The sequence below is a fragment of the Paractinoplanes tereljensis genome, from assembly GCF_016862435.1.
Classification (GTDB): domain Bacteria; phylum Actinomycetota; class Actinomycetes; order Mycobacteriales; family Micromonosporaceae; genus Actinoplanes; species Actinoplanes tereljensis.
This window is the reverse complement of record NZ_BOMY01000028.1, coordinates 40,834-65,544: the sequence shown is the minus strand read 5'-3', so window position 1 is coordinate 65,544 and position 24,711 is coordinate 40,834. Positions and strand designations below refer to the sequence as shown.

Here is a 24,711-nt window from a genome sequence, read left to right as displayed (position 1 = left end):
GGCGGCACTTCGAAGGCTTCCCAGGACTTGCGTTTCTCGTCTAGCTGCAACGTCGGTGAAGGGCGGGTGAGTTCGAGCTATAGGCACCATCGGGCGAAAGTCAGGGTAGTGGGCGTCTGGCGAGTAGCTGTGGCACGCGGCACTGGGCGTCCATCCAGTCGCGGCTGGTCGGGCAGATCCAGCCGGCCACCCTCAGTGCGGTGGTCTGCAGTGTGCCGATCGGCCGGTTAAACATCGGCTCCAGGTGGGCCATGCGGTTGCGGGCCTGGTGCAGCTCGCTGACCGCGGCGTCGACGTCCCGGCGCATTCCCTGCCGGTAGAGGCCGGGGAACGCCGGCCGCAGGCAGCCCAGCCACAACGTACGTTCGTAGTGGCCGGTCAGCAGGTAACGCCAGAAGCCGAAGGTCAGCTCCGCGGTCACCCGGCCGGTGGTCTCGGCGCGTCCGCCGCGGGTGGCGCGCCGCCGGGCGGTGTCGATATCGCGACCGGCCTGATAGTTCAGCAGCGCCCCCGGGTCCACATACCACCGTGGTTCGCCGAACCGGGCGGCGGACCAGGTGGTGAGGGTGTCGCTCAGGGTGTTGCGCAGGAGCACCTCCAGATGCCCGAGCGTGCTGCCCAACGCGGCCGAGATCTCGGTGTTCCACTCGTACAGCCGGACGGCGAGTGAGAGGTCTCCGCTCGCCGCTGTCCGGTACGGCGCCAGCCGCTCGACCGACAGCTTCTGTTCCACCTGCGCCAGCTCGGCCGGCCCCATAATCATTGATCCGCCTCACGGTGACTGCATGACCGCGCTATGCTAGCGAGCGAAGACCCCGGTCGCCCCTACCCCTTGTGGGTATGCCGCCGGGGTTTCGCTTTTGCCGTTCCGGGTCACCACACCGAACCGAATCACGCTTGCGGGCCGTGGTGGCCGCAGCCCAGTCTCGTTGGCGGAGCATAGGATCGGTGGCCGGCGGGCGCGCCGACGACAGCCTGGGGGATTACTGATGACGCTGTTGCGGGATCTGATCGACATCCCGACCTCGGTGGGCGACGGTGACTTCGTCGTCAAGGCCGCTGAGGGAGCCGACCTCGGCCACTACGTCGTCACCGACCAGCTGCGCGAGAACTTCACGGATGCGCTGCGCCGGATCGGGCACGCCGTGACGACCGGCCGGTCGCAGGCCGCCTTCCTGCACGGCTCGTTCGGATCCGGCAAGTCGCACTTCATGGCGGTGCTGCGGGAGATTCTGCGACACAATCCGGAGGCTCGGGGGATCCGCGGCCTCGCCGAACCGATCATCGCCGCCGATCCGTGGCTGCGTGACCGCAACATCCTGACGCTCACCTTCCACATGCTCGACGCCCGTTCGGTCGAGCAGGCGATCCTCGAGGGCTACCTCACCCAGATCACCGCCCGGCACCCCGGCGAGCCGGCCCCGGCCGTACACCGCTCTGACGCTCTGCTGGAAGACGCGGCCCGGCTGCGCGACCGGATGGGTGATGCGGCGTTCTTCGCCGCGCTCGGCGGCCCGGCCGCGCCGGGCGCCGGCGCGGGCCTGTCGGTGCAGCGGGCCCAGCGCCAGGGCTGGACACCACAGACGTACGCCGAGGCCGCCGCAGCGCCGCCCGGCACCCCGAACCGCGACGCTCTGGTCACGGCCCTCACCACGGCTTTCTTCACCGGTGCGGTCCGCAGCGGCGAGTACCTCGACCTCGACACCGGCCTGGCCGTCATCACCCGGCATGCCAAGGCTCTCGGCTACGACGCCATCGTGCTCTTCCTGGACGAGTTGATCCTGTGGCTCTCCGGGCGGATCAGTGACCACACGTTCGTCAACACCGAGGGTGCGAAGCTGAACAAGCTGGTCGAGTCGGCCGATGCGTCCCGGCCGCTGCCGCTGGTGTCGTTCGTCGCCCGGCAGCGCAACTTGGAAGATTTCCTCGGGCCACAGGTCGGCGGCACCGAGCGCGAGGCGCTCGCGCACGTCATGCGCAGCGTGCAGGGCCGGCTGGGCGAGATCGCGCTGGCCGACACCAACCTTCCGGAGATCACCGAGAAGCGACTGTTGCGGCCGATCGACGCGCAGGCCCGCGCGACCATCGACAATGCCTTCGCCGCGGTGCGCGGCAACCGGCAGGTGTGGGACACACTGCTGCTCGGCGCTCAGTACGGCGACGCCGGCATCGGCAGCGACGCGGATGCCTTCCGCAAGCTCTACCCGTTCTCTCCGGCGCTGGTGGCGACCCTGGTGGCACTGTCGCAGGCGTTGCAGCGGGAGCGGACGGCGCTGAAGGTGATGACCGAGCTCCTCGTCGATCGCCGTGCGACGCTGCGGGTCAACGACCTGATCGGCGTCGCGGCCCTGTTCGAACCGCTGGTCCTCAACGGCGAGTTGCCCGACCGGCCCAAGCTCAAGCAGCAGTTCCAGGCCGCCCGCAGTCTGTACCGGCAGAAGTTGCGCCCCCTTCTGCTGCGACTCAACGGGATCGCCGACGACCAGACGGCCGGGCACGTCCAGTTCCAGCTCGACGACAAGCTGATCAAAACGGTGCTGCTGGGCGCGCTGGTGCCCGAGGTGCCGGCCCTGCACAACCTGACCGCGGCCAAACTGCATGCGCTGAACTTCGGGACGATCACCTCGCCGATTCCCGGCTACGAGAACCAGATCGTGCTGAACCGGCTCAACAAGGTGGCCAACGACGCCGGCGAGCTGCATCTCAGCGACGGGCCCGACCCGGTGGTCACCCTCAAGCTGAACACCGTCGACTACGACAAGCTGCTCGACCTGGTGTCCGATCAGGAGACCACCACGACCGGCGCCCGGCAGCAATTGCTGCGCGAGCTGATCACCAGCGAGATGGGCCTGACCGGCGCCGAGGGGCAGCTCGGCGAGTTGCAGCAACCGCGTGACTGGCGCGGCCGGCGGCACCTCCTCCAGGTCAAGTTCGGCAACGTCCGCGACCAGGACACGATGCCGGATGCGGCACTGATCGCCACCGGGGACGCGTGGCGCATCATCATCGACTACCCGTTCGACCCACAGGGCTATCCGCGCAACTCGGACCGGGCCCGGATAACCGGCCTGCCGCGCGGGTCGCACACCGTCTTCTGGTTGCCGTTCTACCTGACCGACGAGCTGATGGGCCGGGTGGCCCAGCTGGCGAAGGTCAACTATCTGCTGGGCGGCACCGGCGACCGGTTGAACGCCCTCGCCGCCGACTGGCCCCTCGCCGACCGGCAGCAGGGCCGCATCTACCTGCAGCAACGCCAGACCCAGCTGCGAGGCAGCCTGCTCACCGCCCTCAAGCAGGCGTACGGCGCGGCCAAACCGCAGTCCGCCGACGTCGAGGAGGACAACGTCGGGGTCCTGCACACACTCGACGAAGGGTTGCTCATCGGCGACCCGCGCGGCGGGACGTTGAAGGAGGCCTTCGACAACCTCACCGGCGAATTGCTGGCCTGGGCGTACCCGGGGAAGCCGGCCCTGCCGGAGGACGAGAAGCCGATCACGAAGGCGGAACTCGGCAAGGTCCTGCACTACGCCCGCGAGGCGTCCGCCGATCCGACCCGGGGCGTGAATGTGCCACCGGCCGACCATCGGGTCATCCGCCGCATCTGCAACAACCTGGAACTGGGCGAACTCGTAGACCACCGGTACGTCCTGACCACCAGCACCTGCTACTGGAGCCGGCATCTCCTGCAGTTCGCCGCCGACGCGGGCGACACCGAGAAGTTCCCGGTTCGGCGGCTCCGCGAGTTCCTCGACCAGCCCGCCCCACGAGGATTCGACCGGGACCTGCAAAATCTGATCATCTCGGTCTTCGCCCTTGAGCAACAACTGGCCTGGTACCTGCACGGCGGTAAGGTGCCCGTCGATTCCGTCGCGGCCGTCACCGACGATCACGAACTGCGCCATCCACCGATGCCGGAGGAGAATGACTGGCGCCTCGCTGTGCAGCGGGCCCAGCCGATGTTCGGGCTGGCGCTCCCGGCCTGGCGGACCCCGGCCAACCTCGGCCCGCTGGCCTCCGCGCTGCGCACCGCGGCGGCGAAGCATGCCGCCGCCGCCGCCGACCTGGTCGGCCGGTTGAACCGGCACGCCGACATTCTGGGTCTCGACCCCACCGCGCCGGACGGCCGGCTCGCGACCGCACGCCGCGTCGCCGACCTGCTGCAGGACCTCCAGCACGAACGGGACGACGTCGTCACGGTGTCGCTGCTCAGCCGCACCGACCTGGGCGAGATCGACGATGACGCGGCCGGAGCCGCGATGGCCAGTGCGGCCGCCGTGGTGCGTGCTCTCGATCAGGCGCAGTGGTCGTTGCTGAGGCCGATCGCCGGCCGGGAAGGCACGGACGAACGGGCACGGGCGGCGATGGAGCGGCTACGGGCATCGGCCCGGCGTCAGCAGCATGCCGCCGATCTGGTCAAGGAGATCGAGGTGGCGGTCGCCGCGGCGGCCGCCCTGCTGGCCGAGGACCGGCCCACCCCGCCGGCCGGGGACCCGGCACCCACGCCGCCCCGGGTGCCGGAGCCCGGGCCAGGGCGTCGTTCGGTACGGCAGGAAGTCGTCAATGACGAGGAAGGCTGGCGCCGGGTCGCCGAACAGATCAGTGCGGAGATCACCGCCGGCCGCCGGGTGACGGTCACCTGGGAAACCACGTGACACAGGTGCAGCCGGACGCCATCCGGCGGAAGGTCGCGGCGTGGCTCGGCGAGCAGGACGACGCCGAGGCCATCGCGCTCGCGGCCGCCCCTTCCTGGGCCGGGGACCCACATCTGGTCATCGGTGACACCCGGCTACGAGTCGTGCCGTGTGAGACACCGCTCGCCGCCCGCGCTGCCCTGCACGACCGGACCGGCGACGAGAGACTCGTTCTGCTGACCGAGCTGACCGACGCTCAGCTCGGTGAAGGGCTCCTGGCCCATCTCAGTAAGCAGACCGTCCGCCGGGTGGACGCCTGGGAACTGGTACGGCAGATGTTCGGCGGAGTCTCCCTCGACCCCACCCTGCCGCGGACCGGGAACTGGGTGGCCGCTGCCCTCGGTGACCACATTCCGCTCGACGGCTGGCCCGCGCCACCCGGCACCGTACTCACCCGGGCACATGCGCTCAGCTGCCTGGCAACGACGGTTCTGGACATCCCGCATGATCGCCTCGACGTGGCCGGGCTCCTGCAGTGGACCAGGGATGCCACCGCCCAGATGGCGTTCATGGCGTTGCCCGCGGAGGTGGCTAAGGGTCTCACCGACTACCTCGTCGACACCGCCGGGCAAGCCGCAGTCCCGATCATGGCGGCCGCTCGAGCCGGACACGGTTTCGACGCGATACCGATGGGTCTGCTCACCGCCGTCCTGTGGCCACGCTCCGAGTCGGCGGTCGCCGCCGTCGACCTGGCGGTCGCACGCACCAGGCTGGAACCTCGTTTCGGCGGCGCCCGGCTGACATCCGGGCAGGTCGAGGCGTTCCACGACGCGGCCGAAGCCTGGGTGGACCGGACTGTCGACTCGGACGACGTGCACGACCGCCGGCAGGCCAGGCAGATCCTCCGGCAGGCCGAAACCATCGCCGCTGAGATCGACATCACGGATCACCTCGGCTCCTCCTTCCTGTTGCCGAGCGGCTTCGTGCATCGTTTGCGGACCTTCGCCGAGGCCGTTCGTGCGGCGGTGGCAGCTCCACCCGCACCGGCGGCGGTGATCCGGGCGCAATCCGCCCTCGGCGACGTCGAGTCGCACCGCGCGGCCGACCGGCAACGCCTGGAGAAGGCACGCATGGCCCTGCGGCTGCTCCGGTGGCTCGCCACCGCCGAAGCCCCGCCACCGGACACCCTTCTGGACGCCGTGCACCGCCACGTACGCGTCGACGGATGGGTGGACCGCGCCCGGTTGGACCTGTTCGCCGGGGACGTGGACCCCATCGTCGGACAGGCCTACCGGGACCTGCACCGCGCTGTCGACAATCGCCGCCGCCGGCACGACGAGCAGTTCGCCGAGCTCCTCGCCGTCGCCACGATGGCCGACCAGGCACCGGGTGCCCTGCTTCGTGTCGAGGACGTCCTCGACCGGGTCGTCCAGCCGATCGTGGACAGCGGACGCCGGGTTCTCCTGCTGATCCTGGACGGAATGAGCATGGCCGCCGCCACCGAACTGGGCGAATCCCTCGCCCGGCACGGCGCGTGGCTGGAACTGACCCGGAGCGGTGGCCCTCGTACGGGCATCGTGGCCGCGCTGCCGACGGTGACTCAGGTCAGCCGTTGCAGCCTGCTGAGCGGGCGGATCGCCGTGGGCGAACGCCGAGCTGAACGAGCCGCGTTCATGAAGCGGTTCCCCGACGGGGTTCTCCTGCACAAGGGTGACCTGCGGACCACCTCCGGAGAGGCGGTCGATCCTGATGTGCGGGCCGCCCTGGAGGAGCCGGGCCGGCGAGTGGTCGCCGCGGTGATCAACACCATCGATGACGCTCTGGACCGCAGCGAACCCGGCACGATCGTCTGGGACACCCACACCGTCCCGGCCCTGCCCGACCTGCTCACCGCGGCTCAGGATCGCGTCGTCATCGTGGTTTCCGATCACGGCCACGTCGTCGACCGCGGGCCGGAGGCGATCATGCGGGGCAGCGACTCCGACGAGAACCGCTGGCGCCCGGCGACAGAGCCCGCCGCAGACGGTGAGATCGTCGTGTCCGGCCCGCGGGTGGCGCTGGGCGACGGGACGGTGGTGCTGCCGTGGCGCGAAGAGATCCGGTACGGCCCGCGTAAGGCCGGCTACCACGGCGGCGCCGCACCCGCCGAAGCTGTCATCCCGCTTCTCGTCTTCACCGCCGGCGACGAGGATGCATTGCCCGGCTGGGCCGCTGCACCGATCGCCAGCCCTGACTGGTGGCGAGAACCCCTGCCGGTGCCGGTGGAACAGGCAAGGGTGACTGCCAAGCCGGGTAAGGCGCCGAGCGCGCCCCAGGCAGCCGTACTGTTCGAGATGCCGGAGCCGGTAACCGGCACGCTCCCGGCGCTGCCGGCCGAGAATGCCCTCATCACCGCCCTGCTCGGCAGTCCGCTGTATCGGCAACGGCGCGGGAGCCGTGGTGTCCTGCCGGACGAGCGGGTGGCCGCGCTACTCAAGACGCTGTTGGCCGGTAACGGCCGAGCCACCCTCGACACACTCGCCGCACGCACCCGGATACCCGCTCATCGGATCCACGGAACGGTGACCGCGTTGCGCAAGTTGCTGCAGGTGGAGGGCTATCCGGTGGTGACGGTGGACGCTGACGGGACAACCGTGCTGCTCGACCAGACGTTGCTCGTCGAGCAGTTCGGTCTGGTCCTGCCGTGAGCGTGGAAATGTCGCCGAGGCGACGGCGGGACGTCATCGACGCGTTGCGCCGCGGAGTCGTACCGGTCAACGGTTTGGACGCCTTGGCGGTCGGACTCGACCGATTCGTCGCCGCCCTCGACGACGACCTGGACCGCGCCGCCGGCGGCGGCAGCGTCTTCAAAGCCATCCGCGGCGAGTACGGCGCCGGAAAGACCTTCTTCACCCGATGGCTGGCGGAACGCGCCAAGCGTCGCGGCTTCGCGGCGGCCGAGGTGCAGATCTCGGAGTTGGAGACACCACTGCACCGGATGGAGACCGTCTACCGCAGGCTGGTGGAGAACCTGAGCACCGAACAGTTCTCGCCGAGCGCCCTGCGCCCGATCCTGGACGGCTGGATCTACGCGCTCGAGGACGACGTGGTGGCCGGTGGCAAGGTCGCCGAGGACGACGCCAATGCGCTCGAGACTGCCGTGGGCGCACTGCTCGAAGTGCGGCTGGCCGAGATCTCCCGCAGCACGCCGGGCTTCGCGGCGGCGGTCCGCGGCTACCGGGCCGCGACGGCCGGCGGCGACCATGCCACCGCGGACGGGCTGGCGGCCTGGCTCAGCGGCCAGCCGCACGTCGCCGCGGCGACTCGCCGGGTCGCGGGCGTCAAGGGCGACCTCGACCACTTCGCCGCCCTCAGCTTCCTGCAAGGCCTGCTCACCGTGCTGCGCGACAGCGGTCATCCCGGCCTGCTGCTGGTGCTCGACGAGGTCGAGACCCTGCAGCGGGTCCGCTCTGACGCGCGAGACAAGGCCCTCAACGCGTTGCGCCAGTTCATCGACGAGATCTACGCCGGGCGCTTCCCCGGCCTTCTGCTGGTCATCACCGGCACACCAGCTTTCTACGACGGCGCTCAGGGTGTCCAGCGGCTCCCCCCGCTCGCCCAGCGGCTGGCCACCGATTTCGGCTCTGACGCCCGCTGGGACAACCCGCGTGCCACCCAGGTGCGGCTTCCGGGCTTCTCGCTGGACGCCCTCGTCGAGCTGGGCTCCCGGGTCCGCGACATCTACGGCAGCAGTGCCGTCCAGGACCGGATCGACGACAGTTACCTGCGGGAACTCGCCGTCGCCGTCACCGGCAAACTCGGCGGTCAGGTCGGGGTGGCGCCCCGCATCTATCTCAAGAAGCTGGTGGCCGACGTACTGGACCGGGCCGACCAGTTCGACGACTGGAACCCGCGCGAGCACTACGCACTGACCGTACGCTCCGACGAGTTGACCGCGGTGGAACGCAACGTCGCCGCTGCCGACGACATCACCCTGCAGTTGTAGCGGCCGACATGAGCGTCGCGCTGGACCCGGTGCTGCTGCACCACATCGTCAACACGCTGGGCTGGCCCGACCTGCGGCCCCTGCAACGCGCCGCCGTCGCCCCACTGACCGCCGGAGACGACGCGCTACTCCTCGCCCCCACGGCCGGCGGCAAGACCGAGGCCGCCATCTTCCCGATCCTCACCCGGATGGCCACCGAAGGCTGGACCGGGCCGTCCGTGCTCTACCTGTGCCCGCTCAAGGCACTGCTCAACAACCTGGAACCCCGGTTGGAGCGCTACGCCGACTGGATCGGCCGCCGGGTCGCGCTCTGGCACGGCGACGTGACCGCCGGAAAACGCCGAGCGATCCTCGCCGCACGGCCCGACATCCTGCTCACCACCCCCGAGTCCCTCGAGTCGATGCTGGTCAGCGTGAACGTCGACCACCGGGCGTTCTTCTCCGGCCTCCGTGCGGTGATCGTCGACGAGGTCCACGCGTTCGCCGGGGACGACCGAGGCTGGCATCTGCTCGCCGTACTCGAAAGGCTCACCCATCTGGTGGGGAGCCCGCTGCAGCGCGTCGGCTTGTCCGCCACTGTCGGGAACCCCGGCCAGCTCCTTGACTGGTTGCAAGGTGCTGGGGCCGGCCAGCGGCCGGCCACGGTCGTCGCACCGGACCTGCCGGTCACCGCGACCCCCCGGGTGCCACCCGGTGACATCGAACTCGACTACGTCGGCTCGCTGCCGAACGCCGCCAAGATCATTGCCGCGCTGCACGCCGGTGAGAAACGGCTGGTCTTCTGCGAAGCCCGGCAGACCGTCGAGCAGCTCGGCCAACTGCTGCGCGGGCACGGCATCACCACGTTCCTGTCCCACGCGTCGCTGTCGACCGACGAACGGCGGCGCTCGGAGACCGCGTTCGCCGAGGCCCGCGACTGCGTCATCGTCTCCACCAGCACCCTGGAGCTCGGCATCGACGTCGGCGACCTCGACCGGGTCATCCAGATCGACTCACCGGCTACCGTCGCCTCGTTCCTGCAACGGCTGGGCCGTACCGGCCGGCGAGCCGACACCGTGCGCAACTGCCTCTTCCTCACCGTCCGGGGCGAGTCACTGGTCCAAGCAGCGGCCTTGCTTCACCTCTGGGGCTCCGGGTGGGTCGAACCGGTGACGCCCACGCCCGAGCCTCGGCACATCGTCGCCCAGCAGCTGATGGCGTTGTGCCTGCAGGAACACCGCGTCGGCGACCAGCTCTGGCCGGAATGGTGGAACGGCCTGGCCCCGTTCGACCGTGGCGCCGAACCCATCGCGCGGCACCTGGCCGGGCAGGGCTACCTCGACAACGACGGCGGCATGTACTTCATCGGCCCGGAGGCCGAGAAACGCTTCGGGCGCCGGCACTTCATGGACATGACCGCGGTCTTCCTCGGGCCACCCGAATTCACCGTCTTCGTCGGCCGCGACGAGCTCGGCCGGATCGATCCCTGCCTGCTCACCGAGGAGGTGCCCGGCCCACGCCGTCTCCTGCTCGCCGGACGCAGCTGGCAGGTCACCTACATCGACTGGAAGCGCCGCCGCTGCTTCGTCGAGCCGACCGAATCCGGTGGTAAGGCCCGATGGACGGCCGGCGGCTTCGCCGGCACCGGCTTCGAGCTGACCCGAGCCACGCGCGAAGTCCTCCTCGGCGCCGATCCGCCGGTGAAACTGACCCGCCGGGCCATGGATCAGCTCGCCACGCAGCAGGAGAAGCTCTCGTCCGTTGTTCACCCGGGCGGCACCGTCGTCCTGCGCGCGGACAACCACGACTTACGCTGGTGGACCTGGGCCGGCTTCCGCGCCAACGCGACCCTCGCCGCTACCCTGAGTGAGGTCGTCGACCCCGCCCAGCGCTTCGACGACCGCTACATCCGGCTCCGTGAAGACCTCACCCCGGCATCATGGCGGGCTCTTACCGCCGACGCCGCCGATCGACTCTGCCTGCCCGAGGTCAGCACGAAGGCGCTCGACGGACTCAAGTTCAGCGCCGCCCTCCCGGAGCGCCTCGCGGTGGCAACCCTCGCCGCCCGGCTCGCCGACCTCACCGGAGCAGCCCGGATCCTTGCCGAGCCGGCCCGCTTCGTCGCGGTCCGGTAGACCGGCGGGGCTCCGGACGGGCCGGATATGCGTCAGGCTCGGGGGATCAGGCGGGCGCCGGTCCAGGCCAGGCCGGTGCCGGCGGCCAGCAACAGAAGAGCCCCCACCGTCGGCAGGGGCTGCTTGGCGTACGTGCCGGCGCCGATCGCGGCGGCGGCCAGCATCAACAGGATGCCGTCGGCCGGATTGACCAGTTTCGAGCGGAAGACCGCCCAGCCCAGCAGGAGCCAGCCGGTGCCGGCGGTCGCCGCGGCGACCGTCACTGCATAGTGCATTTGGTCCACGCCGAGTGGGCTGCCGTCGGCCGCTATGCCCTCCGGGAGGGCGACCAGCGGGAGCGTCAGCATCGCGCCGGCCAGGCCGATCAGCAGGCCGGCGATGGCCGGGCGACGGGTCCGGGTGCCGGAGAGCAGGCCGGCCAGCGCGATCATGGCGATCACCGAGAGCCAGTCGGCGGCCAATGCCACCGGCAGTTCCCCGGGCGGGGTGTCGATGCCGAGGGTGAGCCAGCCGTCGAGAACCGCGGCGGCGGGCAGCGCCCACAGCGCCAGCCGGGCGAAACGGCGCACCGACCAGATCCAGACCGCCTCGCGTACCGGCAGGAGGTGGTCCTCGTCCGCCGTGCCCGCGGCACCCACCCAGGCGGGTGCGACCCGCAGCGGTCGGCCGCTGGCCGTGCGGTGATGGCTGATGCTCATGGCTCCGCCTCGCGTGGGCTCAAGCCGAGCGGCCCGGGGGCAACCGGTCGGGATCCTGTGCCGAAGCATTCCAAAGGTCTGCGTGCCACGCAGGCAATTCCCAGAAACGGGGCAGCCATCAACCGATGTGGACGTCTAGGATCCGCACACTGTTCGCCGTCGGGGGTTGATCATCGTGTCGCGTGGTGCTGTTGTCCGAACCGCTCTCATCCTGTCCGGGACCCTGGTCGCGGTCTGGGTCGCGGCCGCGCCGGCCGAGGCCGCCAGCTCGGGAAACGCCACGGTGAGCGGCACCACGGTGCTGTTCCGGGCGGGTGCCGGCCAGACCAACCAGGTGGTGGTGACCCGCTCCGGCCGGACGCTCACGATCGACGACCGGGTAACCGTGCGGGCCGGCTCCGGCTGCGTTGCGGTGAAGGGCGACAGCACGAAGGCGAAGTGCACGACCAAGAGCACGCCGACCCGGTTCACCGGCTACCTCTACGACGGCAACGACTCGGTGCGGAACAACGCCGGCATCCCGATGACCGCGTACGCCGGGGCCGGCAACGACAAGGTCATCGGCGGCACGGCCGGCGAAACGCTGTTCGGCGAGGCCGGCAACGACTCGATCTGGGGCAACGGCGGCAACGACACCGTCAACGGCGGCACCGGCAACGACAGCCTCAACACCGGCGACGGCAACGACGTGGCCTACGGCGGCGACGGGAAGGACACCATCGTCACCGGCGCGGGCAACGACTACCCGCGCGGCGACGCCGGCAACGACGCGATCTACACCCAGGACGGCAACGACCACGTCTGGGGCGGCCCCGGCAACGACCGGATCCTCGGCGGAAACGGCAACGACGTGGCGTACGGCGAGGCCGGTGACGACGAGGTGAGCGGTGACGCGGGCAACGACAACCTCGACGGCGGCACCGGCAACGACTACCTCACGGGCGGCCTCGGCAACGACACCATGCTCGGCCAGGACGGCCTGGACTCGATGCAGGGCGGCGCCGGTGACGACCGGGCCTGGGGCGCGGGCGGCGAGGACAACATCTGGGCCGAGACCGGAAACGACTATGTGAGCGGTGGCGACGGCGACGACAACCTCGACGGCGGCGACGGCACCGACACCATCTACGGCGGGCCGGGCCGCGACACGATCGGCAGCGGCCTGGGCAACGACCAGGTCAACGGCGGCCCCGACAGTGACTACTTCCGCGAAAATCACGTGCTCAAGCCGGGCGTGCCGGACGCCGATCTGATCATCGGGGGCGGCGGTGGCGACTTCGTCTCGTACGAGGACCGCACCCTTGCGGTAACCGCCGACGCCGACGGGGTCAGCGGCGACGACGGGCAGGACGGCGAGCACGACACGATCAGCGCGGACGTCCACGGCCTCCGCGGCGGCAACGCCGACGACAAGCTGTCCGCGACGGCTGGCGACTTCACCCTGGAAGGCGGCCCCGGCGACGACACCCTGATCGGCGCCGACGGCCGGGACTATCTCGTCGGCGGGCCGGGCCGTGACCACCTGGACGGCGGCCCCGGCGACGACACCTTCGAGGGCGACAGCGACTACAGCGTGGCCGACCCGATCTCCCTCTCGGCCGACGTGATTCTCGGCGGCGACGGCCGCGACCTGGTCCTCTACCGCACCTACGACCGGGGCGTCACCGTCGACCTGGACGGCGAGGCCGGCGACGACGGTGCGCCCGGCGAGGGCGACACGGTCGGCGCCGACGTGGAGGACATCGACGGCACCGACTACGCCGACCACCTGACCGGCAACGCCGGCGACAACGACCTCGACGGCTACGGCTCGGGCGCCGGCGGGGATGGCGACGTGGTGTACGGCCTGGCCGGAAACGATCACCTGGACGGCCGCTACGTCTACGGGGGCCCCGGCGACGACAACCTGTCGGGCTCGTCCCCGAACCAGCCGCCGGCCTTCCTCGACGGCGGCGACAACGCGACCGCCTGGGGCGACGAGTGCTTCGGCACCCCGCAGGACGAGATGGTGAATTGCGAGCACCGCTACTAGACCGATTTCGAAATTCTTTTCAGGGGTTCTGAGCTGCGGAAACTCTGCCGATAGGAGGGCGTAACCGGACAGCGCGTTGAACCGGTCGTGGGTTGGGGTCCGTACTGCGGGCCGACCGAGCACATCGACACCCACGATCGAGGAGTGATGATGAGACCGCGTGCGTACCGGAGGAACCAAGGTCCCAACCGGCGGAAGGCACTCGGTGCCGTGGTTGTCGCCGGCGTGGTGGCCGTCGCCGGAATTGTCGGCGTCCAGTTCGCCAATGCGAGCACCACCTCGACGAAGGCAGCCGGCGTCATCTCGGTGGACGGGCAGCAGTTCGACGTGTCGAAATGTGCCGCGCTGGAGATCAACGGCGCTGATGTGATCTGTGACGGCGAGAAGCTCGCGCCGCAGGAGGCGCAGAACGCCGGCGAGGCCGCGCAGGCCTCGGCCGTGGCGCTCGAGACCGCTTGTGACACGTTCGCGGCCGACATCGCCGCCGCCGAGGGTGCCGCGGGCGACGCGGGTGCCGCCGAGGAAGCGGGTGCCGCCGAGGAAGCGGGTGCAGCCGGCGAGGAGGGCGCGGCCGCCGAGGAGAGCGCCGCCGAGCAGAAGGCCGCCAACAAGAAGCTGGCCGCCAAGTACCTCAAGGCCCTGAAGTCCGTGAAGAAGCAGAAGGCCGAGCAGGCCGCCGAGGAAGGCGCGGCGGAGGAAGGCGCGGCCGACGAGGGCGCAGCCGCCGACGACCAGGCCGCAGCGGATCAGGCCGCAGCCGCGGCCGCCGCCGTGACCTCGGCGCAGAAGACGCTGCTGCAGGCCTGCCTGACCCTGGCCGACGCCAAGACGGCGGCCGGCATCGGCGCGGCCGACCAGGGTGCCGGCGAACAGGCCGGCGACAACGGCGCCGGCGAGGCGTCCGCTGAGCCGAGCGAGGAGCCCAGCGCGGAGCCGACCACCGCGAAGAAGTAAGCAGTCATGCGAAAAGGGCCGGCCCACGACGGGCCGGCCCTTTCTGTCTACCTGGAATCAGGCGCGTTCGCGGTTCTGCACGCCGTTGTAGTCGGCGCCGCCGAGTGCCGCGGACGGCGGGATCGGATCGGGGGCGGGCAACGCCGCCGTACGGTCCGGGTCGCCGCTGACCTGGGCTTCTGCCGCCCGGACCTGCGCATTCACCTGTTCCGCCTCGGCCGCCGCGGCCTCGGCCGCGGCAGCTGCCTCACGCTCGACCGAGGCCGCGTCGACGTTCGACTTAGGGATGTCGCCGACCATGCCGGCCAGGCCGCCGAGCGCGCCGCCCATCCCCTCGAGGGCACGGGTCAGCTCGGTCGGGATGATCCACACCTTGTTGGCGGTGCCGTTCGCGATCTGCGGCAGGGCCTGCAGGTATTGGTAGGCCAGCACCTTCTGCGACGGGTTGGCGGTGTGGATCGCGTCGAAGACCGTCCGGATCGCCTTGGCCTGGCCCTCGGCCTGCAGGATGCGGGCCTGCCGGTCACCGTCGGCGCGCAGCACCGCGGCCTGCTTCTCACCCTCGGCCGTGAGGATCTGGGCCTGCTTGTGGCCCTCGGCGTTGAGGATGGTCGCGCGGCGTTCCCGCTCGGCGCGCATCTGCTTCTCCATCGAGTCGCGGATGCTCGGCGGCGGCTCGATCGCCTTGATCTCGACCCGGGTGACCTTGATGCCCCAGCGGCCGGTGGTCTCGTCGAGAACCGTGGACAGGTGGCGGTTGATCTCCTCGCGGCTGGTCAGGGCCCGCTCGAGGTCGAGGGAGCCGATCACGTTACGCAGGGTGGTCACCGTCAGCTGCTCGATGGCCTGCAGGAAGTTGCTGATCTCGTAGGTGGCCCGGACCGGGTCGACAACCTTGAAGTAGAGGACCGTGTCGATCGACACGACCAGGTTGTCGGAGGTGATCACCGGCTGCGGCGGGAAGGAGACGACCTGCTCGCGCATGTCGACCTTGCTGCGCACCGCGTCCACGAACGGGACCAGGATGTTCAGGCCGGGGCTCAGGGTCCGCTTGTACTTGCCCAGGCGCTCCACGACGTCCATCCGCTGCTGGGGGACGATGCGGACGGACCGGAGCAGCGTGACGATGGCGAACACCACAATCACGATTACTAGTACGCCGATCACTGCTTCCATGGCGCCTCTCTATCTGTTGCTTATAAATTTGGCAGGTCATCGCGCCACACGATGGCCGTGGCGCCCTTGACTCTGATGACCCGGACACGTTCACCCGGGAGGTATTTCTCGTTGCCGTCGAAGGAGCGGGCCTGCCAGATCTCGCCGTCGATCTTGATGCAGCCGTGGTTGCCGTCGACCTCCTCGAGAACCAGCCCGTGGCTGTTCTCGATCGCTTCGAGGCCGATCGGGGTCTCGCCGGACTCGAGAGCCGGGCGGGCGTGCCGCAGGATGATCGGGCGGAGCGCGCCCACCGAGAGACCGGAGACGATCGCGAAGACGATCACCTGAAGCAGGAGTGGGGCCCCGAGCGCGGCCGCGCCGGCCGCGGCCAGCGCGCCCACCGAGAAGAAGATGATCAGGAACGTGGCCGTGAAAGCCTCGGCGATCGCCAACGCGATGCCGAGCACGATCCAAACAACGGCTTCCACACCTCGATCGTGTCACGCCCGCGCACTAACGGCGATGCCACGGGCAGGCGTAGCCATATCCGCGGTTCGCAGTTAACCAGAACAGTCATTTGTCGAGAGGGTCCAACGTGTCGCTGTTGCCGGAAACGGCCCGCCGGGTCGACGAGATCGCCTGCCGGGCACAGTCCGCCGGGCGTACGCCGTCGCTGGCGCTTGCCGTGGTCCGGGACCGGGCGGTCCTGCATTTCGCCGGGGTCGGGGAACATCCGGTGCCGGACACCAAGACGCAGTACCGGCTCGGGTCGATCACCAAGACGCTGACCGCGACCATGGTCATGCAGATGCGGGACGAAGGGTTCTTCGCCCTGGACGACCTGCTCTACCGGCATCTGCCGGGCACCCCGATCGGCGGGGTGACGCTGCGCCAGCTGCTCGGGCACGTGTCCGGCCTGCAGCGCGAGCCGGACGGCCCGTGGTGGGAACGCAGCACCGGCGGGGACGCCGACAAGCTGCTGGCCGACCTCGGGTACGACAAGCTGTCCGGCCCGCCGTTCCGCCGCTACCGCTACTCGAACCTGGCGTACGGCCTGCTCGGCGCGGTGCTGCAGCGGGTGACCGGCGAGTCCTGGTCGTCGCTGGTGTCCAAGCGGGTGCTCGACCCGCTCGGGATGAAGCGCACCACCTACGCGCCGATGGAGCCGTTCGCCCGCGGTTACGTGGTGCACGAGCTGGACGGCAGCCTGCACGAGGAGCCCCGGCTCGACTCGGGCGCGATGGCCCCGGCCGGCCAGCTCTGGTCGACGGTCACCGACATGGCGAAGTGGGCCGCGTTCCTGACCGACCCGGCGCCGCAGGTGCTGCCCCGGGAGACGGTCGACGAGATGTGCGCCCCGGTGGTGATCAGCGACCTGGAGTCCTGGACCGGCGGCTACGGCCTCGGGTTGCAGCTGTTCCGGGTGGGCGAGCGGGTGTTCGTGGGGCACGGCGGCTCGATGCCCGGTTACGTGGCCCACCTGGCGGTGCACCGGCGGAGCCGGCTGGGCGTGATCGCGTTCGCCAACTCGTACGGCCTGGCCGGAACGCACATCCGCGAGGTGACCCTGGAGGCGCTGACCGCGGCGGTGGACGGCGAGCCGGCGACGCCGGCCGCCTGGCTGCCGCCGGCCCCGCCGGCCGGCGAAACGGTCGCGCTGGTCGGCCGCTGGTGGTGGATGGGCCGGGAGTACGAGGTACACGCCGACGGCGAGGCCCTGGAGATGACCGGCCCGCACCACCGCTCACGGTTCGTCCGGGAGGCGCCGGACCGGTGGCGCGGCGTGGACGGGGACAACGAGGGCGAGGTGCTGACGGTCCTGCGCGACGCCGACGGCACCGTCCCGCGGATCGACATCGCCACGTTCGTCTTCAGCCGCAACCCGGCCCACCTGGCGTAGGCCGAGCCAGAGGCCACCGGCGACCACCCCGATGCCGAGCCAGACCAGCGGCGACGGCATCGGGCCGCCGAGTGCGACGCCGGTGGCCGCCGCCGCGATCGGGGCGATTCCGGTGAGCAGACCGGCCCGGGCCGAGCCGATCCGGGAGACGCAGGTGTACCAGAGCACGAACGCGACGGCCGTGACGCCAACCGCCAGGTAGGCGCCGGCCAGGAGATCGACGGTGGACAAAACCACCTGACGATCGACAAAAAACCCGGCAAGTCCGAAGAGCACAGCGGCCATCCAGGTCGCGTGCACCGAGACACCGAGCGGGCCGTGCCGGCCGAGCACCGGGATGGCCAGCAGCGTGAACCCGGCCTCGCAGGCGAAGGTCACCAGCGCCCACACCAGACCGATCCCGTCGGTGCGGCCGAAGCCCTGCACCAGGGCCGCTCCCCCGGTCACCACCAGCGCCGCCAGCACGACCCGTCCTTCGCGGACCGGGCCGGCCACCGCCAGCAGCACCGGCACACAGGCAACTGCCACCCCGAGCACAGCCGGTTCGGCGTGCCGTGCGCCGAGGACGAGAGCAAGGTTGAAGACGAACATTCCGGTTAGGACAACCCCGGCGAGCCACAGCCACTCGGCGCCGCGCGGGCGCACCACCGGCCGGCCGGACAGCCGGGCGAACCCGAGCAGCAGGAGGCAGGCGACGGCGTACCGGAGGGCTTGCACGGTCAGGACGGGCGCGTCGGCGAGGACGCCGGAGACGGCCACGCTGCCGCCCACGAAGGTCATGCCGGCGGCGCCGGCCAGGGTCGCTGAACGGTTCACGGATTCATCCTGAAACCGGCTATGGTCCAGTAGAAGGGCCAATGCAGGTAGGCAAAAGGAGGACCAATTTCCGGCTCCGACTTCCTCCAGCTCCGTGCCGACCAGGCCCCGGTCAAGGGCCTCACCGCCTGGCTCACCGCCGGCCTGCGGGACGCGATCGACGGCGGCCGGCTCGCCCCGGGCGCGCGCCTGCCGGCCACCCGGGTGCTCGCCACCGAGCTGCGGATCTCCCGCGGCGTCGTGGTCGAGGCCTACCAGCGGCTCATCGACGAGGGACTGGCCACCGGCCGCACCGGGGCCGGCACCACGGTGCTGGGGCACGGCCGGGGCGCCGCGCTTCCGTCGGACCGCCGCCGCGCCCTCGACGACCTGCGCCTGCCGCTGCCGCCGGGCGACCACATCGATCTCGACCTGTCGCCGGGCGTACCCGATCTGTCGGCCTTCCCGCGCGCGCAGTGGCTGCGCGCCGAACGGGCCGTCCTCGACGAGATCACCGCAGCCGACCTGGGCTACGGCGATCCGGGCGGCACCCCGCGGTTGCGCGCCGAGCTGGCCGGCTGGCTGCGCCGCACCCGCGGCGTCCGCGCCGAGGCGGACGACATCATCGTGGTGGGCGGGGTGGCGCAGGCGCTGGCGCTGCTCGCGCAGACGCTGCACGCCGGCGGCGTGACCGCCGCGGCGGTCGAGGATCCGGGATCGCGCGGGGCCCGGGATCAGATGACCCATTGGGGCGTACGGGCGGAAGGCGTGCCCGTGGACGACGAGGGCATCCGGGTCGACCGGATCACCCAGAGCGTGGCCGTGCTGACCCCGGCCCACCAGTTCCCGATCGGCGTGGTGCTCAGCCCGGCCCGGCGGCGTGCCCTGCTGGCCTGGGACGGGCTGATCGTCGAGGACGACTACGACGCCGAGCACCGCTACGACCGGGCCCCGGTCGCCGCCCTGCAGGGCTCGGCCCCCGACCAGGTCGCCTACGCCGGCAGCGTCTCCAAGTCACTCGCCCCCGGCATGCGCCTCGGCTGGCTGATCGCGCCCCGCCGGATGCAGGCCGCCCTGCTCGAGGCCAAGCACGACTCCGACCTCGGCAACCCGGCCATCCCGCAGCTGGTGCTGGCCCGGCTGCTGGCCTCCGGCGATTACGAGAAGCACCTGCGGCTGGTCCGGCAACGGCAACGGCGCCGCCGCGACGCCCTGCTGGCCGGGCTCGAACAGCACCTGCCCGAGGCCCGGGTGACCGGCGTCGCGGCCGGACTGCACCTGCTGATCATGCTCGAATCAGATGTCGCCGACACCGATCTCGCGAAGCGGGCCGCCGCCCACGGCGTACTCGTGCATCCGCTGTCCTGGCACCGCCTGCAACCCGGTCCGCCCGGCCTGATCCTCGGTTACGCCGCGCATTCTCCGGATCGGCTCGCCGAAGCCGCGAAGCGGCTAGGCCGAGCCCTCCGTGACGAAGTCGATGAGCCGTTCCATTGAGTTGATCAGCGGCGTCTCCACGTCCTTGTAACTGCTCACCTCGCGCAGGATGCGGCGCCACATGTCAGCCGGTTCGCGGACGCCGAACGCCTCGCAGACGCCCTCCTTCCACGGCCGGCCGGGCGGGATGATCGGCCACTTCTTGAAACCGATCCGCTCCGGCTTCACCGCCTGCCAGATGTCGATGTACGGGTGGCCGGTGACCAGCACATTCGGGTCGGTGACGGCGGCGACGATGCGGCTCTCCTTGGAACCGGGCACCAGGTGGTCGACAAGTACGCCGAGACGCCGGTCCCTACTGGGCCGGAACGCCTGCACCTCGGCCTGCAGGTCGTCGATGCCGTTCAGCGGTTCCACCACGATGCCCTCGATCCGCAGGTCATCGCCCCAGATCCGTTCGACCAGCGCAGCGTCGTGGATGCCCTCGACCCAGATCCGGCTGGCCTTGGCCACCTGCGCCTTGACCCCGGCGACGGCAACCGACCCGGAGGCGGTGATCCGCCGTTGCGGCTGCTGCGGGGCCACCTGCGGTTTCCGCAGCGTGACCGCCTTGCCGTCCAGCAGGAACGCGGCCGGGGTCAGCGGAAAGTTGCGCCGCTTACCGAACCGGTCCTCCAGCACGACCGCGCCCAGCTCGAAACCGACCACCGCGCCGCAGAAGCCGGAATCGGCGTCCTCGACGACCAGATCGGGTTCGGCGTCCACCTCGGGCACCACCCGTTTGCGGCGCCACTGCGCCTTGAGCACGTCCTCCCCATACATGCAAGGCACGGTAACCCGTGCGTTGGGACACGGCGTTTCTGACGCTCCGGCCGAGACAAGCTTCCCGATGGGCACGTACCCTTGCTCGCATGTCCCCCGCAGCTGATGCGGCCACCCGCACCGCGCGGCGCTCCACCCGGTTCGTTGCCTGGGTGCGCGCCTGGCGCGCCGGTCTGGTGCCGTTCGACGAGCTGGCCGACGAGATCGCCGGCGATGAGGAGCACCTCGTCGCCGATGCCCCCGGCACCTGGACCGATGTCCCGCTGCCGCAAGGGCTGCCGCTGTTCGCCAAGCTTCACCCCGACGAGATCCGGCTGGTGCTCCCCGCCCCGGGTGACCCGCGCGGCCTGCCCGGTCCGGGCGAGCTGACCGGTGCGGCGATGCTGGCCGGCGAGGCCCTGGTGACGCCCACCTTCGGGTTCGTTCCGCAGGTGCGGCAGCACACGTCCGGGTCCGGGGTCGAGTTCGAGACGTTGCTGTGGCGGTTCTTCCCGATCGCCGAGCACCGGCCGGTGTTCCAGCTCGGTGCGGCCGAGGCCGAGGCCGAGCTGACCCACGCGCTCGGCGAGGCGACCGCGCAGCTGACCAAGCTCGACGTGGCGCACTGGAAACCGGAGTTGGCCGGCGCGCTGCAGGCGTTACGCCGGCCGGAGAGCACGGCCACGCTGCCACCCGGCTTCGACCCCCGCGCCCGGCGGTTGTTCGCCCGGGCCAGCGTGCTCGACCAGGTGCTGGCGCTGGCCGAGACCAACGCTCCCGGCGGCGCCATCAACGGCTACGAGGCCCAGCAACGTGACGCGGCCCTGCGGCCGCTGATGTCGGCCTGCCGCCAGGCGCTCGTCGCCGCCTGCAACTCGCCGCTGCATGCCTGACCGCTTCGCGCACTGCACGTTCTGCGGTGCCCGGTTCACCGCCGGCCAGGCGTGGCCCCGGCGCTGCGGTGCGTGCGGCGAGACCAGCTACCGCAACCCGACGCCGGTCGCGGTGGCCGTGCAGCCGGTCGGCTCCGGGCTTCTGGTGGTGCGGCGCGGCATCCCGCCGGCCCGGGACCTGCTCGCCCTGCCGGGCGGGTTCGTCGACTACGGCGAGGCGTGGCAGGCCGCCGCGGTGCGCGAGCTCTTCGAGGAGGTCGGGCTCAGAGCAAATGCCGATGCCGTACGCCTTTTCGACACGCTCAGCGCCCCCGACGGCACCCTGCTCGTCTTCGGCCTGCTGCCACCGCTGCCGGACGCCGCCTCGATCCCACCCTCGGCCCCGAACGACGAGACCCTGGGCTGGGAAATCCTCTACGGCCCGACCGAGCTGGGTTTCAGCCTGCACACCGCGGTAGCCAACCGGTTCTTCGCTAGATAAGAATCTCGACCGCCACCCGCGTGGTGTCGCCGGCCTCGATCTTCTGCGCCTTCCGCACCGCCTTCTTGATCGGCAGCACGTAGGCGCCCTCCTTGGCGTCCGGGAAAACCGACGTGCGCCAGATCGAGGTGCCGATGCGCGCCTCGACGCGCACCGCCCCGAAACCGCGGCGCTGATCGCCGGTCAGATCGCGGATCTCGTCGGAGGCGTCCACCGGCAGGCTCACGAACGTCCAGCCCTCGTCCGGCCGGGCAGCCCAGATCCACAGTTCGGCATCAAATTCGAGGTGCACGGCGGCAGCGTAATCGACTCATCGCGCATTGTGGTCTACCGGCCCGATATGGAATTGTTCTCAGTCGATGTGTCCGGCGGCCACGGCTGCCCCGGCCGGAGGCGCTGATGACCGAGTCCTTGCTGCTCAATCCCCTTGCGCCCGGTCAGCTCCCGACCGGCCCGCGCCGCTTCACCGGACGCGCCACCCTGCTGGCCCGGCTGAGTGCGCTGGACGGCGGTGACATCGCGATGCTCTCCGGGCCGGCCGGCATCGGGAAGACCTCGCTCGCCGTGCACTGGGCGCGCCAGGAAGCCGACCGGTTCCCCGACGGGCAGCTGTTCGTCAACCTGCGCGGCTTCGACCACGCGGTCCAGCCGGTCGAACCGGCCGACGCGCTGCGGCGCTTCCTGGGCGCGCTCGGCGTACCGGCCCGGCGCATCCCGGCCGGCCTGGACGAGCGAGCCGCCCTCTACCGGGCCGAGATGGCCGACCGCCGGGCCCTGGTGGTGCTGGACAACGCCACCGTGGCCACCCAGGTGCGCCCGCTGCTGCCCGCGTCCCGCACCTGCGTGACCGTGCTGACCAGCCGCAACCAGCTGACCGGCCTGATCGTGCGGGAGGCGGCCCGGTCGATGCCGGTGGAGCCGCTGACCACCGCCGAGGCGGCCCGCTACCTGGGCGGCTATCGCCCGGTCATCGAGCAGTGCGGCGGTCTGCCGTTGGCGCTGGCGCTGGTCGCGGCCCGGGCCGGCGAACCGGATCCGCCGAGCCGCGGCGGCGACCCGCACGCCGGCCCGCGGTCCGTGTTCGCCTGGACCTACCGGGCGCTCAGCCCGGCCGCGGCCCGCACCTTCCGCCTCCTCGGCCGCCACCCGGCCCACGACCTCACCGCGACCACGGTCGCCGACCTGGTCGCCCTCACCATCGGCCAGGCCGCGGTGCTGCTCGCCGAACTGGCCCGGGCCGGCCTGCTGACCGAGCTCACCCCCGGCCGCTACCTGTGTCATGACCTGCTGCACACCTACGCCGCCGAGCTGGCCCGCTAGGCGGCAGATCGGGTTGGCCGCGCTCGCTTCCCAGTGCCTCGCGTGCCCCGTTCGCGACGTGTGCGGTGGCGGCAACTATGTGCACCGCTTCGATCCGGTGCGTGGCTTCCGGAACCCGTCGGTCTACTGCGCCGACCTGCTCCGGCTCATCACCCACATCGCCTCGGCGGTCCGGCTCAGTCTATTAACTCGGCCTCGGCCAACTCGCCCAGCAGCACCTTGATCGCCGGCGCACAGCGGTCCAGATCCTTCGAGTCGAACCACGCGAGCTCGCCGATCTCGGCCGCCGCCACCGGAGTCTCGTGATTTTCCCCGCCGGTGAAGCAGATCAGCCGCACCCGGGTGCCCGGCGGCCGGTTGTGGGCCTCGGCCACGATCTCGGTGAACAGCGTCAGGTCAGCCGGGTCGAGCTCGAGCCCGACCTCCTCCCGCACCTCGCGGGCGGCCGCCTCGGCGTACGTCTCGCCGGCCTCGGGTTTGCCGCCCGGCAGATAGAACGCATCGGTGTAGTGCGGCCGAACCACGAGAACCCGCCGATCCCGCACACACACCCACGCTGTCGCCAACACCACGGTCCCCAGCCTATTCGATCACCGTAATGGGAGTGCCTGAGGCCAGGTTGGCCAGCAGCGTCTCCTGGGCGTCCTTCGGCATCCGCACGCACCCGTTGGAGACGCTGCGCCCGAACACCGACTTCCGGTACCAGGCGTGAATCCCGGTGTGCGCGTCCCGCAGCCCCGGCGCCACCGCGTCCTTGTCGTCCGGAACCGCGCCCAGCACCAGAGCGTCGACCCCGGCGTAGATCGCACCGTGGGTGCCGGTCCGGCCGAGCACGAAGGTGCGGCCCAGCGGCGTCGGGGTGCGCTTGGAGCCGATCGCCACGGTCCAGGTCTTCTGCTGCACGCCGTCCCGCCACCAGGTCAGCGTGCGCTCCCCCAGCCGCACGACCACCTGGTCCCGCAGCGTCATCTCCTGCCAGCCGTGATTGGGCAGCCAGCCGATGCGCCGGTTGATCGACGGGAGCAGGACGGCCGACCAGCCCGGCTTCTTCGCCACCACCGGGACCACGACGGTCACCCCGCGGATGGTGGACGGCAGGTAGGCGCGCGGCTTCCCACCGGGAGCGTCGTAGACGGCCAGCTTGTGCTTCGGGTGCAGCCCGTCGGGCAGGTGCGACAGGGAGGCCGGACTGGGATCGGCCGGAAAGCCCTTCGGCACATGCAGGTAGCTGATCACCGGCAGGTCTTCGGACGGCTTGGCAGCCGGGAGAATCCGGTCGACGGTCGGGCTCGGGCTGGGTTTCGGCGCCGGGTTCGTCGTCGCCACCGCCGTCGGCACGGGCTCGGCCACCGGGCCGGCCGGGCCGGGCTTGGTCACCGCGGCGGCGCCGCCCAGGGCACAGAAGGCCAGCACCAGCGCCGACGCGGAAACCTTCCGACGAGTGCGAGCTCGGCTAGGGCCGCGACGCATCCATCCAACCTAGGCACCTGCCGCCCACTATGTCGCGATTCC

The 24,711-nt window shown here is 70.9% G+C and carries 19 protein-coding genes and 1 pseudogene; 11 read left to right on the top strand and 9 right to left on the bottom strand.

Going from position 1 to position 24,711, the window contains the following annotated elements; genetic code table 11:
- Positions 1–100: 100 nt before the first annotated feature.
- On the bottom strand, positions 101–763 hold the full coding sequence (locus Ate02nite_RS20630) for a hypothetical protein (RefSeq protein WP_203807941.1): 663 nt from the start codon (positions 761–763) through the stop codon (positions 101–103).
- Positions 764–989: 226 nt separating this feature from the next.
- Between Ate02nite_RS20630 and Ate02nite_RS20625 the strand changes: the two genes are divergently transcribed.
- The 4 genes from Ate02nite_RS20625 to Ate02nite_RS20610 are packed head-to-tail and all read left to right on the top strand — an operon-like array spanning position 990 to position 10,730.
- On the top strand, positions 990–4,652 hold the full coding sequence (locus Ate02nite_RS20625; RefSeq protein ID WP_203807939.1) for a DUF6079 family protein: 3,663 nt from the start codon (positions 990–992) through the stop codon (positions 4,650–4,652).
- Positions 4,649–7,318, top strand: a complete 2,670-nt coding sequence (gene pglZ, locus Ate02nite_RS20620) for a BREX-2 system phosphatase PglZ (protein ID WP_239147550.1) — start codon at positions 4,649–4,651, stop codon at positions 7,316–7,318. Before Ate02nite_RS20625 ends, pglZ begins: the two co-directional genes overlap by 4 nt.
- Positions 7,315–8,616, top strand: a complete 1,302-nt coding sequence (gene brxD, locus Ate02nite_RS20615; protein WP_203807937.1) for a BREX system ATP-binding protein BrxD — start codon at positions 7,315–7,317, stop codon at positions 8,614–8,616. The genes pglZ and brxD overlap by 4 nt, the downstream gene beginning before the upstream one ends.
- Before the next feature lie 8 nt (positions 8,617–8,624).
- Complete coding sequence (locus Ate02nite_RS20610; protein WP_203807935.1) at positions 8,625–10,730, top strand: DEAD/DEAH box helicase; 2,106 nt, start codon at positions 8,625–8,627, stop codon at positions 10,728–10,730.
- Positions 10,731–10,762: 32 nt separating this feature from the next.
- Here the strand turns inward: Ate02nite_RS20610 and Ate02nite_RS20605 are convergent, their stop codons facing one another.
- Complete coding sequence (locus tag Ate02nite_RS20605; RefSeq protein WP_203807933.1) at positions 10,763–11,428, bottom strand: hypothetical protein; 666 nt, start codon at positions 11,426–11,428, stop codon at positions 10,763–10,765.
- A gap of 175 nt (positions 11,429–11,603) precedes the next feature.
- Between Ate02nite_RS20605 and Ate02nite_RS20600 the strand changes: the two genes are divergently transcribed.
- Together Ate02nite_RS20600 and Ate02nite_RS20595 are read left to right on the top strand one after the other, a co-directional pair.
- Positions 11,604–13,460: a calcium-binding protein gene (locus tag Ate02nite_RS20600; RefSeq protein ID WP_203807931.1), complete on the top strand. Its 1,857-nt coding sequence runs from the start codon at positions 11,604–11,606 to the stop codon at positions 13,458–13,460.
- Positions 13,461–13,670: 210 nt separating this feature from the next.
- Positions 13,671–14,414 carry a hypothetical protein gene (locus Ate02nite_RS20595; RefSeq protein WP_239147549.1) on the top strand — a complete coding sequence of 248 codons (744 nt, stop codon included), beginning with the start codon at positions 13,671–13,673 and terminating at the stop codon, positions 14,412–14,414.
- Between the two features lie 57 nt (positions 14,415–14,471).
- On the opposite strand, the gene Ate02nite_RS20590 is transcribed toward Ate02nite_RS20595, so the two are convergent.
- Both Ate02nite_RS20590 and Ate02nite_RS20585 read right to left on the bottom strand, forming a co-directional pair.
- Positions 14,472–15,590: an SPFH domain-containing protein gene (locus Ate02nite_RS20590; protein WP_203807927.1), complete on the bottom strand. Its 1,119-nt coding sequence runs from the start codon at positions 15,588–15,590 to the stop codon at positions 14,472–14,474.
- 20 nt (positions 15,591–15,610) lie between these two features.
- Positions 15,611–16,060, bottom strand: a complete 450-nt coding sequence (locus Ate02nite_RS20585; protein ID WP_203807925.1) for an NfeD family protein — start codon at positions 16,058–16,060, stop codon at positions 15,611–15,613.
- Between the two features lie 107 nt (positions 16,061–16,167).
- Between Ate02nite_RS20585 and Ate02nite_RS20580 the strand changes: the two genes are divergently transcribed.
- Positions 16,168–17,472: a serine hydrolase domain-containing protein gene (locus tag Ate02nite_RS20580; RefSeq protein ID WP_203807923.1), complete on the top strand. Its 1,305-nt coding sequence runs from the start codon at positions 16,168–16,170 to the stop codon at positions 17,470–17,472.
- 15 nt (positions 17,473–17,487) lie between these two features.
- On the opposite strand, the pseudogene Ate02nite_RS20575 reads toward Ate02nite_RS20580, so the two are convergent.
- Positions 17,488–18,063: pseudogene (locus Ate02nite_RS20575) on the bottom strand (EamA family transporter); the annotation flags it as partial.
- A 291-nt stretch (positions 18,064–18,354) separates the two neighbouring features.
- Between Ate02nite_RS20575 and pdxR the strand changes: the two are divergent.
- Positions 18,355–19,764: a MocR-like pyridoxine biosynthesis transcription factor PdxR gene (gene pdxR, locus Ate02nite_RS20570; RefSeq protein WP_203808057.1), complete on the top strand. Its 1,410-nt coding sequence runs from the start codon at positions 18,355–18,357 to the stop codon at positions 19,762–19,764.
- Here pdxR and Ate02nite_RS20565 read toward each other — a convergent pair.
- Complete coding sequence (locus Ate02nite_RS20565; RefSeq protein WP_203807921.1) at positions 19,720–20,526, bottom strand: DUF3097 domain-containing protein; 807 nt, start codon at positions 20,524–20,526, stop codon at positions 19,720–19,722. The genes pdxR and Ate02nite_RS20565 overlap by 45 nt on opposite strands.
- Before the next feature lie 89 nt (positions 20,527–20,615).
- Here Ate02nite_RS20565 and Ate02nite_RS20560 point away from each other — a divergent pair, with 89 nt between their 5' ends.
- Both Ate02nite_RS20560 and Ate02nite_RS20555 read left to right on the top strand, forming a co-directional pair.
- Positions 20,616–21,398 (top strand): Rv1486c family protein, encoded by a 783-nt coding sequence (locus Ate02nite_RS20560; RefSeq protein ID WP_203807919.1) that lies wholly within the window; start codon positions 20,616–20,618, stop codon positions 21,396–21,398.
- Positions 21,391–21,879 (top strand): NUDIX domain-containing protein, encoded by a 489-nt coding sequence (locus Ate02nite_RS20555; RefSeq protein WP_203807917.1) that lies wholly within the window; start codon positions 21,391–21,393, stop codon positions 21,877–21,879. The genes Ate02nite_RS20560 and Ate02nite_RS20555 overlap by 8 nt, the downstream gene beginning before the upstream one ends.
- Here the strand turns inward: Ate02nite_RS20555 and Ate02nite_RS20550 are convergent.
- Complete coding sequence (locus Ate02nite_RS20550) at positions 21,872–22,171, bottom strand: DUF1905 domain-containing protein (RefSeq protein ID WP_203807915.1); 300 nt, start codon at positions 22,169–22,171, stop codon at positions 21,872–21,874. The two genes, Ate02nite_RS20555 and Ate02nite_RS20550, sit on opposite strands and share 8 nt — an antisense overlap.
- A 107-nt stretch (positions 22,172–22,278) precedes the next feature.
- On the opposite strand from Ate02nite_RS20550, the gene Ate02nite_RS20545 reads away from it, so the two are divergent.
- Complete coding sequence (locus tag Ate02nite_RS20545) at positions 22,279–23,199, top strand: ATP-binding protein (RefSeq protein WP_203807913.1); 921 nt, start codon at positions 22,279–22,281, stop codon at positions 23,197–23,199.
- A gap of 176 nt (positions 23,200–23,375) precedes the next feature.
- On the opposite strand, the gene Ate02nite_RS20540 is transcribed toward Ate02nite_RS20545, so the two are convergent.
- On the bottom strand, positions 23,376–23,771 hold the full coding sequence (locus Ate02nite_RS20540) for an NUDIX hydrolase (RefSeq protein WP_239147548.1): 396 nt from the start codon (positions 23,769–23,771) through the stop codon (positions 23,376–23,378).
- A gap of 10 nt (positions 23,772–23,781) precedes the next feature.
- Positions 23,782–24,669, bottom strand: a complete 888-nt coding sequence (locus tag Ate02nite_RS20535; RefSeq protein WP_203807911.1) for a L,D-transpeptidase — start codon at positions 24,667–24,669, stop codon at positions 23,782–23,784.
- Positions 24,670–24,711 lie beyond the last annotated feature (42 nt).